Consider the following 12,966-nt stretch of genomic DNA (forward strand, 5'->3'; position numbering starts at 1 on the left):
TACTTTCCATTTCGTCAAGTATTTTCTCGCGGACACTTCATCGGTGAGCGCCGTCCCAGGTCCCCACCGGGCTCCCGGGACGCGGCCCGTACGATGACCCGGTGACCTCCCCTCGCATCCCGCTCCTGCTCGACTGCGACACCGGCATCGACGACGCCATCGCCCTGACGTACCTGGCCAGCAGGCCGGAGGTCGAGTTCGCGGGCATCGTCTCGACGGCGGGGAACGTGACCACGGAGCACGTGCTGGGCAACAATCTCGCGCTCGCCGACATGCTCGGGCTCGACGTCCCGATCGCGCGTGGGGCGGACGCCCCGCTCGCCCAGGAGCTGATGACGGCCGAGGACACCCACGGTCCCACCGGCATGGGCCACGCGCAGCTGCCCGCGACGACCCGCACGTCCGATCCCCGCAGCGGGGCGCAGCTCTGGGTCGACGCCGCTCGCGCGCATCCCGGTGAGCTCGTCGGCCTGGTCCTCGGCCCGCACACGAACCTCGCGCTCGCCCTGGAGATCGAGCCCGAGCTGCCGCGCCTGCTCTCGCGACTGCACATCATGGGCGGCGCGATCAACCACCGCGGCAACACCCTGCCCACCACCGAGTGGAACGTCGCCGTGGATCCCGAGGCCGCCCAGCGCGTGCTCGCTGCCTTCGCTTCGACGCCGCGGAGACCGGTCCTCGCGCCCCTCGACGCGACCGAGTCGGTGCGCTTCACACAGGAGACGCTCGACGCCCTGCGGGCGATCTCCGACCACCCGGTGATCACGGCTCTCGCAGAGGCCCTGCGCTGGTACTTCGAGTTCCATGAGGCCGACGGCTTCGGCTGGATGGCGCACGTGCACGATCCGCTGGTCGCGGCGCACGCCCTCGTGCCGGAGCTCGCGCAGACCACTCCGCTCGCCGTCGACGTCGAGCTCGAGGGCACGCTGACCCGGGGGCAGACCGTCGGCGACTGGCTGGGCCGCTGGAACAGGGAGCCGAACGTCGATGTGATGACCGAGGTCGACGCGGACTGCTTCGTCGCGCACCTGCTGGCGGTGCTCCGGGCGCGCTTCGGCGCCTGAACCGCGCGGATGCTCCCCGCGCTCGGACCAGCCGCGCCCGGATCAGCCGTGCTCCGATCAGGCGCGCCGGCTCTCCCGCGCCTCGATCAGCCGCGGGTGGCCTGCAGCACGGTGAAGCGCCGGTCCCGGGCGCGCTGGCGGACGAGGCCGACGCGACGCTCGACCTCGCTGCGGTAGCGCAGATGGGAGTTGTGGACGAACCACAGCTCGCCACCGGGGCGCAGCACGCGGGCGACCGCGTCGAGAAGTCCGTGCACGAGCGTCGCGTCCACGGCGGTGCCGTCGTGGAACGGCGGGTTCAGCAGCACGAGGTCCGCGCTGCCCGGCGCCTGCGCCGCGAGCGATGACTCCCAGAGCACGCGTACGCCGGGTCCTGCAGCCGCGTCCGCATCCGCATCCGCATCCGCATCCGCATCCGCATCCAGCGTCGCACGGGTCGAGGCGACCGCGTCGAGGTCGTCGTCGGTCGCGAGCACTCGCGCCTCGGGGAACGCGCGCCGCAGGTAGACGCTCATCAGTCCATTGCCGCAGCCCAGGTCGACGGCGGCCAGGGAGTCGGTGCCCGCGACGCCCGGCGCGTCTGCCGTGCCCGGAGCGCCCGGCGCATCCGGTCCGTCCGCCGCGTCCGCCACCCTGGGGACCTCACCCGCGACCACCGCGCGGTCGAGGGCCTCGAGCAGCAGCAGGCTGCCCGCATCGGCCGACGCTCCGCCGAACACGCCTCCGACGCCGCGCAGCGGGACCCGTACCTGCTCGCCGCGGATGCGGATGTCGGCGCCGCCCTCGAGGACGGGCGCCGACCGGTCCTCAGCGCGCGGACCGCGGCCGACCAGCGCCCGGGACTTGCCGATGCCGCGAGTCGCGTGGACCTCGTCGAACGCGCCGGCCAGGACCTCGTTCTGGGTGCGTGTCATGTGCTTGACGCGGCCTCCCGCGACGAGAGCGGGAACGCCGGCGCGGGCGAGGGCGTGCGCCCGGTGGTCCAGGGCGGCGAGCGCTTTGGGCAGGCGCGCCAGGGCGACCTGCGGGGCGCTTCCCTCGAGCAGTCCGCCGAGGTCCTGGGGCGTCCCGTCGAGTCCCGCGATCACGAGCCGCCCCTCCCGGCGCGCCGCCGGGTGCGACTCGGCGAGCGCGAGCGCCCGCTGCGCGGAGGCCTCGTGCACGCGGACCCGGAAGGCTCCGCCCGCGACCTCCTCCAGGGCGGCGGATGTCAGGGCACCCGTCGCGTCGTCCAGGACCACCAGGTCGCCGCGGTCCAGCGGCCCCAGCTCCGCCCGGGCGCTCTCGAGGATGACGCGATCGGTCTGATCTGCACGGTCGTCGCCGGGAGCGGACGGGGCAGAGGGTGCGGGGGACGTGGAGTCCATCCGGTCAGTCTGTCGCCTCTGTGGACCCGGGTCCACTCCCGCGGCCCGGCCGCGGGCGGGAGGTGCTCAGGCACTCATCCGCGGTCGGCCGGACTCACCTCGAGGGTGAAGTGCCGACGGGCGGGCTTCCCGCTGCGCGCCGACTTCCAGCCCACGCAGCGGGTGGTGCCGTCCTCGTCGTCCTCGTAGCGCACGAGCACGGTGCCGGGCAGTGTCACGGGCGCCTCGAAGCGCACGTCCCACTGTAGGGGCCGTGTGAGGTCGGGACGCGTCTCGGTGAAGGCGCGCGAGGCGGTGAACATCCCGTGGGCGATCGCGCGGGGGAACCCGAAGGCGCGTGCCGAGAGCGCGGACATGTGGATCGGGTTCGCATCGCCCGAGACCTCCGCGTAGCGGCGTCCCGTCCCCGCATCGAGGTGCCAGCGCCCCGTCGGGGTCGGCGGCACGAAGTCGCGGCGCGAGCGGCCGGAGGATCCGTCTCCCGATCCCGACCGGCTCCCCGATCCCGACGCGCCGCCGTGACCGGATCCCTCACCGGGACCCGAGCCCCCGCCCTTGGCCAGATACGTCGAGACGTCGGTCGCGACGATCTCGCCGTCCGCGGAGTGGAACGTCGTCACCGCCTCGAAGGTCAGACCCCGGCGGTGGGGCCGCAGATCGCGAGTGCGGCACTCGACGTCCACGAGCTCCCCGACCCGCACCGGCCGATGCTGCAGCAGGCGGTTCTCGGTGTGCACGAGCCCGAGCAGACCGACGGGGAAGTCCGAGCGGGCCATCAGCGAGAGGCTCACCGGGAAAGCGAGCACGTGCAGCACGCCCGGGTGGACGAGGTCGGTCGCCGCACCGCCCATCAGGTGGTCGAAGGCCGCGGCCCGCGCCGGGTCGATCCGCACACGGCGCACGCGGTGGGCGACCTCGGGCAGCTCGCGCGAGCGCCGAGCGCCCGGCCGACGGCTGAGCGCCGCCGCGTAGACGGCGGGGAAGGACGGGACGTCGGCGAGGTCCCGGATGCGCTCCCCCTGCTGCAGAGCGTCCTTCCCCTCCCGCGCGGTGCTTTCCGTGCTCTTCGAGCCGCCCGTGCTCTTCGAGCTGCCCGTGTTCCTCGTGTCGTGCGTGCTCATCGGCCCACCAGGTTCTGGCCGCACACGCGCACGGTCTGGCCGCGCACGCCGCCCGCGCCGGGCGAGGCGAGGAAGCCGATGGTCTCGGCGACGTCCAGCGGGAGGCCGCCCTGCTGCAGGGAGTTCGCACGCCGGGCGACCTCGCGCTGCAGCGGCGGGATCTTCGCGGTCATGTCCGTCTCGATGAAGCCCGGCGCGACGGCGTTCGCGGTCCCGCGCTCGCCGAGCCGGTGCGAGAGGGCGGCGACGAAGGCCATCACGCCGGCCTTCGAGGTCGCGTAGTTCGCCTGTCCGCGGTTGCCCGCGATGCCGCTCGTCGAGGCGAGCGAGACGACCCGGAGATCGGGGCCGACGGCGGACTGATCGGTGGACAGCAGCGCCTCGGCGAGCGCGATCTGGCTCGAGATGTTCACGGCGATGACGGCGTCCCAGCGGTCCGGCGTCATGTTCGCGAACATCTTGTCGCGGGTGATGCCCGCGTTCAGCACGAGCACGTCGAGCACGATGCCGCGCTCGCGCAGGAAGGCGATGACGCGGTCGCCGGCCTGGGGCGAGGTCACGTCGAGCTGCAGCGGGGTCGCGCGCAGATCGTTCGCGACGGCGCTCAGCTCGCTGCCGGAGGCGGGGACGTCCAGGAGCACGAGCTCGGCGCCCAGACCTGCCAGGGTGCGGGAGATGGCCGCGCCGATGCCGCGCGCGGCACCGGTGACCAGGGCGGTGCGGCCCGCGAGGGGCCGCTCCCAGTCCTCGGGGAGGGTGCCGTCCTCGCTCGCGACGCCCACGATCTGCCCGTCGACGAAGGCGCTGCGGGCCGAGAGCAGGAAGCGCAGGGTGCTCACCACTCCGGGCGCGGTCAGCGGCACGCCGTCGGCGACCTGGATGCCGTTGGCGGTGCCGCCCTTGCGCATCTCGTGGCCGAGCGTGCGCACGAACCCCTCGACGCCGCCGCGCGCGGCGTCCCGGGCGAGGTCCTCGCCCGTCGGCGGACGCGAGATCGTCACCACCCGTGATCCGGGCAGCAGGGAGCGCATGGCTCCCGCGAGCGGCAGCACGATCGTGCCGAGGTCGGCGGGCTTCGCCAGGTCGTCGAGCACCACGACCACGGAGCCGACGGTCGAGGTCTCCTCGAAGCGTCGGCGCACGTCGGCGCCCCAGTCCAGGAGCAGAGCCGCGACCTCGTCGGCCCCGGGCGATCCGCCGAGGACGACGACGGGGTCGAGGACCGGCTGCGGCCGATCGGCGTGCCGCGGGAGGCGCGGCGGGTTCGGCAGTCCCGTCCGCTTGACGAGCGGTCGCCCCAGGGCGGAGCGGGTGAATCGGGTGTAGGCGTCGGTCATCGACGCTCTCCTCTCTGTGCGGGGCGGGTCACTCGCCGTCGGACTCGAGCAGGACCACGGTCCCCTGCCCGCCGGCGGCGCACACGGAGACCAGGCCCCGCTGGACGGCGCCCTTCTCGCGGGCGCGGGCGTGCAGGAGCTTCGCGAGGGTCGCGATGATGCGGCCGCCGGTCGCGGCGAAGGGGTGGCCGGCGGCCAGCGAGGATCCGGCGATGTTCAGCCGGCTGCGGTCCACGGTGCCGAAGGCGCCGTCGCGGCCGAGGCGCTCGCGCCCGAACTCCTCGGACTCCCAGGCGGCGAGGGTGGTCAGGACCGTCGAGGCGAAGGCCTCGTGGATCTCGATCAGGTCGAGGTCGTCGAGGGTCAGACCGTGCGCGTCGAGCAGGGCGGGGACGGCATAGGCGGGGGCCATGAGCAGCCCCTCGTCACCGTGCACGTAGTCGACGGCGGCGACGCGCGTGTCCACGATCCGCGCGAGCGGCGCGTGCCCGTGCTCGGCCGCCCACTCGCGGCTGGAGACCAGCACGCTCGAGGCGCCGTCGGACAGCGGCGTGGAGTTGCCGGCGGTCATCGTCGGCTCGGCCACGGCGGGGTTCGAGGTGCCGAAGACGGGCTTCAGCTTCGCGAGCTTCTCCATCGAGGAGTCGGGGCGCAGGTTCTCGTCGCGCCCCAGCCCGCGGTAGCCCGTGACCAGGTCGTCGAGGAGGCCCGCCTGGTAGGCGGCGGCGAGGCTGCGGTGGCTGGCGAGCGCGAGCTCGTCCTGCGCCTCCCGGGTGATGCCCCACTGGGAGGTGGTGATGGCCTGGTGCTCACCCATCGACATGCCGGTGCGCGGCTCGGCGTTGCGCGGAGGGAGCGGGGCGAGGTCGCCGGGGCGGAGCGCCGCGAGGGTCTTCGCGCGCTGCATCGGCGTGCGGGCGCGGCTCAGGCGGTGGAGCAGGCGGCGCAGGCGCACGGAGACCTCGATGGGGGCGTCGGACGCGGAGTCGACGCCGCAGGCGACGCCCACGTCGATCTGTCCGAGCCGGATCCGGTTGCTGACGTGCATCACCGTCTCCAGGCCCGTCGCGCATGCCTTCGACATGTCGATGGCGGGGGTGCGCGCGTCCAGCGGCGTGCCCAGCACGCACTCGCGCGTGAGGTTGAGGTCCCCGGCGAGCTTGAGCACGGCGCCGCCGGCGACCTCGCCGAGCTGCGCGCCCTGGAGGCCGAAGCGGGCGACGAGACCGTCGAGCGCGGCGGTGAGCATGTCCTGCTCGGAGACGCCCGCATAGGCGCCTCCGGAGCGGGCGAAGGGCAGGCGGTTGCCGCCGAGGACGACGGCGTCGCGCGGGGATCCGGCGGACCCGGATCGGGCGGGGTCGGAGCGCGTGGCGTCGCTGCGGGCGGAGTCGGTCGGGGACGCGGGAGCGTCGGTCACGGGACACCTCTTCGGGTCTGCGAGTCGGGAGCGGCGCCGCCGCGGGCGGACCGGTGTCCGCCCCGCTGCGCCTCGACGAAGACTTTACATGCAACCGCCGGTACTTGATACCTTTGGTTTCGTGAACGCAAGGATGCACGCGGCCGAGGCCGCCACGACGCTCCCGACGGCCCCGCCCGCCGGGGGCTCCCCCTCGGCCGCCTCCCCGTCTGCCGCCTCACCGTCGGCCCCGGCGGAAAGCGACGGGCGCACGGCCCGCTGGGCGCGCCATCGCGAGCAGCGCCGGGCCGATCTGCTCGACGTCGCCCGCCACCTCATCCACGAGCGCGGGCCCGACGTGACCATGGAGGAGATCGCGTCGGCCTCGGGGACCTCGAAGTCCATCATCTACCGCTACTTCTCCGATAAGGCCCATCTGCAGCGGGCACTGGGCCTGCACATCCTCAGCGCGATGCAGAAGCGTCTCACCGAGGAGGTGCGGGAGCTCGCGAGCACCGCGGCGAGCGCGGGCGAGCGCGGCGTCTCCCCCGAGGACCACCTGCGGGCAATGATCTCCACCTACGTCGACACCGCACAGCGCTCCCCGCACGTCTACGCGTTCGTCACCCGGCCCAGCGACGGGCTGAACCATTTCCTGGACTCCGCGACGCGCCTCGCCGCCGCCGCGCTCCCCGCGGGACACCCCGCTCCCGGCATCTGGGCGGCCGGCGCCGTCGGCTTCGTCGAGCGCGCCGTGGACCGCTGGATGCGGGGCGAGGACGACTCCCGTCCCAGTGCCGACGACCTCTCCGACCACCTCGTGACATGGCTGATGAAGGGCATGCGATGACCACCTCGACGCAGAACCACACCCAGAACCCCATCGATCCCGCGGATCCCGCCCAGGGCCCGACGCAGGGCGCGGCGACCGGCCCGACGCCGGGCTCGACCGCGGGGCGCGCGGCGACGCGGTCCGCCACGCCGACGGGGCCGATCCCGGTCCCCCGCGACGGCGACCCGCGCCTCGACGTCGGCGCCGTGACACGGGCGCTGCTCGGGACATGGGCGGAGACCCGCCTCGAGGCCCGCGAGCGCGCGGCGCGCCCGGAGATGCACCGACCGCTGGACGCGAGCGTCGCCGAACACCGTGACCGCGTGTTCGGGCAACTGCGGACCCTCGCCGAGGAGCAGGTATCGCTGCCCATGCTGCCCGAGCACCTGGGCGGTCCCAACGACAACGGCGCGAACGTCGCGGGCTTCGAGGAGCTCGTCGTCGCCGACCCGTCCCTGCAGATCAAGGCCGGCGTGCAGTGGGGCCTGTTCACCTCGGCGATCGTCCAGCTCGGCGACGAGGACCAGCAGCGGCGCTGGGTGCCCGGCGCCATGAGCCTGGAGATCCCCGGCGCGTTCGCGATGACGGAGATCGGCCACGGCTCGGACGTGCAGTCGCTGGGGACCACCGCGACCTTCGACCCCGAGGGCGGGGACGACGGGGAGTGGGTCATCCACACGCCCTTCCGCGCCGCCACCAAGGACTACCTCGGCAACGCGGCGGTCCACGCGCGGGCCGCGACCGTGTTCGCGCGCCTGATCACGCGCGGCGTCGACCACGGGGTGCACTGCTTCTACGTGCCCGTGCGCGACGAGGCGGGCGAGATGCTCCCCGGAGTGCGCAGCGAGGACGACGGCGAGAAGGGCGGCCTGAACGGGATCGACAACGGGCGCCTCGCCTTCGACCACGTCCGCGTGCCCCGCACGAACCTGCTGAACCGCTACGGGGACGTCGCCCCCGACGGCGCCTACTCCTCCCCCATCGAGTCCCCCGGCCGGCGCTTCTTCACGATGCTCGGCACCCTCGTCCAGGGCCGGGTCTCGCTCGACGGCTCGGCGAACCGGGCGAGCCAGCTCGCGCTCACGATCGCGCTGACCTACGCCTCCCAGCGGCGGCAGTTCACGGCCGCCTCACCCACCCAGGAGACGGTGCTGCTGGACTACCAGAGCCACCTCGCGCGCCTGCTCCCGAAGCTCGCCGCAACGTATGCGGGTGCCTTCGCCCACGAGCAGCTGCTGCAGGCCTTCGACGACGTCTTCTCGGGCCGCGGGGACACCCCCGAGGGCCGCGAGGACCTCGAGACCCTCGCGGCCGCCCTCAAGCCCACCTCCACCCGGCTCGCCCTGGACACCATCCAGGAGTGCCGCGAGGCCTGCGGCGGGCAGGGCTTCATGGCCGAGAACCAGCTGGTGGGCCTCCACCAGGACCTCGACGTGTACGCGACCTTCGAGGGCGACAACACCGTGCTGCTGCAGCTGGTCGCCAAGCGCCTGCTCGCCGACTACACGAGCGAGCTGCGGAGCGTCGACCGCGCCGGGATCGGCCGCTTCATCGCGCAGCGGGCCGACGTCCTCGCCCACCGCCACACCCCCTGGGGGCGTCTCGTGCAGACCGCCTCGGACGCGGGCAACGCCCGCCGGTCCTCCGAGACGCTGCGGCAGGCGGACGTCCAGGAGCACCTGCTGGCCGAGCGCGCGCGCGTGAAGGTCGAGGAGGTCGCGCTCGCGCTGCGCCCCGGCGCCCGGATGGATCCGGCCGACGCCGCCGCCCTCGTGAACAAGCACCAGGTGGAGATGCTCGATGCGGCGCGCGCCCACGCGGACCTCGTGCGCTGGCGGGCTTTCACCGCGGGCATCGAGTCCCTCGAGGACAAGGGCTCGCGCGAGATCCTCACCGACGTGCGCGACCTGTTCGGACTCTCCCTCTTGCAGGACGATCTGGCCTGGTACCTGCTGAACGGTCAGCTCTCCGCGCAGCGCGGCCGGCAGGTCTCGGCGGACATCAAGCGCCTGCTGTGGCGCCTGCGCCCGCACGTGCTGGACCTCGTCGACGCCTTCGACGTGCGGCCGGGGCACGTGCGCGCCCCCATCGCGCTGGGCGCGGAGCAGGAGCGCCAGGACGAGGCGGCGGCCTTCTTCCGTGCGCAGCGCGCGTCGGCCGATGCGCCGGTGAGCGAGAAGGCGCTGCGCGCGAAGGAGAAGGCCGAGAAGAGAGCCCGGGACAAGCAGGCGCAGAAGGGCGCCCGGCGCTGAGGCGGACGCCGCAGGAGACCGATCCCGTGCGGTGGGCGGGCGCGCCCGCCGCACGGGCGCGCCCGTAGACTGGCCGGGTTCCCTCCACCGTGCGCGACGAACGGACGCAGACGAAGCGATGACCGCCCCAGCACCCCTCTCCGAGCACCACGACCCGCAGGATCCGCTCGATGCGGCCGATGCCCGCTCCGACATCGACACCGTCGAGGACGCGGTCACGACGCCCGCGCAGGAGCAGCCCTTCGCGGCGCTCGGCCTGAAGGACGACGAGTACGCGCGCATCCGCGAGATCCTGGGCCGCCGCCCCACCAATGCCGAGCTCGCCATGTACTCGGTCATGTGGTCCGAGCACTGCTCGTACAAGTCCTCGAAGATCCACCTCAAGACCTTCGGCGACCACATCACGCCCGCCATGACGGAGCACCTGCTGGTGGGGATGGGCGAGAACGCCGGCGTCGTCGACATCGGCGACGGCTGGGCCGTGACCTTCAAGGTCGAGTCCCACAACCACCCCTCGTACGTCGAGCCCCACCAGGGCGCGGCCACGGGCGTCGGCGGCATCGTGCGCGACATCATCGCCATGGGCGCGCGTCCCGTCGCCGTCATGGATCAGCTGCGCTTCGGCGCGATCGACCACCCGGACACCCCGCGCGTGGTGCACGGCGTGGTCTCCGGCGTGGGCGGCTACGGCAACTCCCTGGGCCTGCCCAACATCGGCGGCGAGACGGTGTTCGACGCCGCCTACCAGACGAACCCGCTCGTGAACGCGCTCGCCGTGGGCGTGCTCCGACACGAGGACATCCACCTGGCCTCCGCCACCGGCACCGGCAACAAGGTCGTGCTCTTCGGCGCACGCACCGGCGGCGACGGCATCGGCGGCGCCTCGATCCTCGCCTCGGAGACCTTCGAGGAGGGCGGCCCCGTCAAGCGACCGAGCGTGCAGGTGGGCGACCCCTTCATGGAGAAGGTCCTCATCGAGTGCTGCCTCGAGCTGTTCCACGGCGGGGTCGTCGAGGGCATCCAGGACCTCGGCGCGGCGGGCATCTCGTGCGCGACCAGCGAACTCGCCTCGAACGGCGGCTCCGGCATGCACGTGGACCTCGAGAACGTGCTGCTGCGCGACCCCACCCTGAACGCCGGCGAGATCCTCATGAGCGAGTCGCAGGAGCGCATGATGGCGGTGGTGACGCCCGAGAACCTCGAGGCGTTCCTCGCTATCACTGCGAAGTGGGACGTGGAGACGGCGGTGATCGGCGAGGTCACGGGCGACGGCCGCCTCACCATCGACCACCACGGCCGCCGCATCGTCGACGTCGACCCGGTGACGGTCGCGCACGGCGGCCCGACCTACGACAGGCCCTTCGCCCGCCCCGACTGGCAGGACGCGCTGCAGGCCGACCGCGCCGAGGACCTCGCGCGCCCCGCCTCGCCCGAGGAGATCGGCGCCGCCCTGCGCGCGCTCGTGGCCTCCCCGAACCTCGCCTCCTCGCACTGGGTCACCGACCAGTACGACCGCTACGTGGGCGGGCAGACCGCGCTCGCCATGCCCGACGACGCGGGCGTCCTGCGCGTCGACGAGACCACGCACCGCGGGGTCGCGATCGCGACCGATGCGAACGGCCGGTACACGAAGCTCGACCCCCGCACGGGTGCGCGCCTCGCCCTCGCGGAGGCCTACCGCAACGTCGCGACCGTGGGCGCACGGCCGCTAGCAGTCACCGACTGCCTGAACTTCGGCTCCCCCGAGGACCCGGGCCCCATGTGGCAGCTGGTCGAGGCGATCCATGGTCTCGCCGAGGCGTGCGAGACGCTCGGCGTCCCCGTGACCGGCGGCAACGTCTCGCTGTACAACTCGACGGGTGAGGCGGGGCGCATCGACTCCGCGATCCACCCGACGCCCGTCGTCGGCGTGCTCGGCGTGATGGACGACGTCACCGCGCGCACACCCTCGGGCTGGCACGAGGCCGGTCAGTCCGTCGTGCTGCTGGGCGCCACGCGCGAGGAGCTCTCGGGCTCGGCGTGGGCGCAGGTCGCGCACGACCACCTGGGCGGGATGCCTCCGCAGGTCGACCTCGAGGCCGAGCGGGCGCTCGCCGAGGTGCTGATCGGCGCCGGCACCAGCGGTCTCGCGGCCGCCGCGCACGACCTCTCCGAGGGCGGCCTCGTCCAGGCGCTCGTCGAGTCGACCACCCGGTTCGGCGTCGGCGCCCAGGTCGATCTCGCCGACGTGCTCGCGCGCGACGGGCTCGACCTGTTCACGGCCCTCGTCTCCGAGTCCCAGGCGCGCGCCCTCGTGGCCGTCGAGGCAGCACGCGAGAGCGAGCTGCTCGACCTCGCGCGCGAGCACGGCGTGCCGGCGCTGGTCATCGGCACCACCGGCGGCGAGGACCTCTCGATCGCCTCCCTCGCGGCACTCCCCCTCGCCGAGCTGCGCTCCCTGCGCGAGGGGACGCTGCCGCAGCACTTCGGCTGAGCACGATGCACGGGGCCGACGGCAGGGCTTCCGACAGCGGGGGCTCGTCCGGCGGGGAGCAGCCGCCGCTGAGCGCCCGTGACGCCCTCGCCCTGGACGCGGCCAAGCTCGCCCATGGTCGCGGTCTCTCCCAGCAGCGGATCGCCGAGGCCCTGCACGTCTCCCGTCCGCAGGTCTCGAAGCTGCTGGCGACCGCCCGCGCGAAGGGATTCGTGCGCACCCTCGTGCTCGACCCGCGGGAGTCCGACCGCGCCCTCACCCAGGGCCTGCGCGAGCGCTTCGGGCTCGGCGACGTGCGTCTCGTGGTGCCCGCGGGCCGCGGTCCCGCCGATCTGGACCATGCCCTGGGCGTGGGCGCCGCCGAGATGCTCGACGCCGCCGGCGCCCTGGAGGAGGCGGCGCTCGCGGTGTGGTGGTCGAGCGCCGTGCGCGCGACCCTCGAGTCGGCGCTCGGACGCCTGCGCGTGCGCCCCGGCTCCCTCGTCGTGCTCGGCGGCCAGGAGCGGGCCGACGGCCCCGACCCCGCGTTCGACGCCTTCGCCGCCCGCACCGCGTTCCCCGTCCATCGCGGTCCCGCGGCCTCCGTCCACGCATCGCTGGCCGCGCGGATCGCCCGCGAGGAGGAGGCCGACGCCCGGGCGCACGAGGCGCTCGCCCGCGAGGCCGGCGTCCTCCTGTTCGGCGCCGAAGCAGCGGATCCGCGCGCGCTGGCCCGACCCGACCTCCTCACGCACGAGGAGCGCGCGCAGATCCGGGAGCACTCCGTCGGCCGGGTCTGCGGCCGCTTCCTCGACGCCGACGGGCGCATCGTCGCACCCACGCTGAGCCAGCGCACCGCGGGCCCCACCCTCACCGACCTGCGCAGGAGGGGCCGCACCGTGCTCGTCGCGGGCGGCGCGGAGCAGGTCGCCGTGATCCGGGCCGCGCTCGCCCGACGCTACGCGCACCACCTGGTCACGGACCTCGCCACGGCCAGGCAGCTGCTGGCGGACGAGGGCTGACGCCCCGACGTCCGTCTCTGCCCTCGACCCCGCCACCGTCCCGCCACGGCCCCGACACGCCCCCCGCATCGGCACATATGTGCCGCTTCGTCGTTGCACCGGTGGGCAGGGGACACCTTC

Annotated in this window: 9 protein-coding genes; 5 read left to right on the top strand and 4 right to left on the bottom strand. The window is 73.9% G+C overall.

Annotated elements, in window-relative coordinates; all coding sequences use genetic code 11:
* The first annotated feature begins 101 nt into the window (after window positions 1–101).
* Window positions 102–1,064 (top strand): nucleoside hydrolase, encoded by a 963-nt coding sequence (locus tag I8D64_RS07225; RefSeq protein ID WP_200501847.1) that lies wholly within the window; start codon window positions 102–104, stop codon window positions 1,062–1,064.
* Between the two features lie 86 nt (window positions 1,065–1,150).
* Here the strand turns inward: I8D64_RS07225 and I8D64_RS07230 are convergent, their stop codons facing one another.
* The 4 genes from I8D64_RS07230 to I8D64_RS07245 all read right to left on the bottom strand — a co-directional run bounded on the left by I8D64_RS07230 (window position 1,151) and on the right by I8D64_RS07245 (window position 6,309).
* On the bottom strand, window positions 1,151–2,431 hold the full coding sequence (locus I8D64_RS07230) for a class I SAM-dependent methyltransferase (RefSeq protein ID WP_200501848.1): 1,281 nt from the start codon (window positions 2,429–2,431) through the stop codon (window positions 1,151–1,153).
* Window positions 2,432–2,505: 74 nt separating this feature from the next.
* The gene (locus I8D64_RS07235) at window positions 2,506–3,552 is read right to left on the bottom strand and encodes a MaoC/PaaZ C-terminal domain-containing protein (RefSeq protein ID WP_200501849.1); all 1,047 of its coding nucleotides are present in this window, start codon (window positions 3,550–3,552) and stop codon (window positions 2,506–2,508) included.
* Entirely contained in the window at window positions 3,549–4,889 is a 1,341-nt protein-coding gene (locus tag I8D64_RS07240; RefSeq protein WP_200501850.1) for a 3-oxoacyl-ACP reductase, read from the bottom strand. The genes I8D64_RS07235 and I8D64_RS07240 overlap by 4 nt, the downstream gene beginning before the upstream one ends.
* Before the next feature lie 28 nt (window positions 4,890–4,917).
* Window positions 4,918–6,309: an acetyl-CoA C-acetyltransferase gene (locus I8D64_RS07245; RefSeq protein WP_200501851.1), complete on the bottom strand. Its 1,392-nt coding sequence runs from the start codon at window positions 6,307–6,309 to the stop codon at window positions 4,918–4,920.
* Between the two features lie 121 nt (window positions 6,310–6,430).
* On the opposite strand from I8D64_RS07245, the gene I8D64_RS07250 reads away from it, so the two are divergent.
* The 4 genes from I8D64_RS07250 (at window position 6,431) to I8D64_RS07265 (ending at window position 12,846) form a co-directional block, all read left to right on the top strand.
* The gene (locus I8D64_RS07250; protein WP_343068472.1) at window positions 6,431–7,138 is read left to right on the top strand and encodes a TetR/AcrR family transcriptional regulator; all 708 of its coding nucleotides are present in this window, start codon (window positions 6,431–6,433) and stop codon (window positions 7,136–7,138) included.
* Entirely contained in the window at window positions 7,135–9,372 is a 2,238-nt protein-coding gene (locus tag I8D64_RS07255) for an acyl-CoA dehydrogenase family protein (RefSeq protein WP_200501852.1), read from the top strand. The genes I8D64_RS07250 and I8D64_RS07255 overlap by 4 nt, the downstream gene beginning before the upstream one ends.
* A gap of 118 nt (window positions 9,373–9,490) precedes the next feature.
* Window positions 9,491–11,845: a phosphoribosylformylglycinamidine synthase subunit PurL gene (gene purL / locus I8D64_RS07260; RefSeq protein WP_200501853.1), complete on the top strand. Its 2,355-nt coding sequence runs from the start codon at window positions 9,491–9,493 to the stop codon at window positions 11,843–11,845.
* 5 nt (window positions 11,846–11,850) lie between these two features.
* Entirely contained in the window at window positions 11,851–12,846 is a 996-nt protein-coding gene (locus I8D64_RS07265) for a sugar-binding domain-containing protein (protein ID WP_200501854.1), read from the top strand.
* Window positions 12,847–12,966 lie beyond the last annotated feature (120 nt).

This window comes from Brachybacterium halotolerans (genome assembly GCF_016623465.1).
GTDB classification, from domain to species: Bacteria; Actinomycetota; Actinomycetes; order Actinomycetales; family Dermabacteraceae; genus Brachybacterium; species Brachybacterium halotolerans.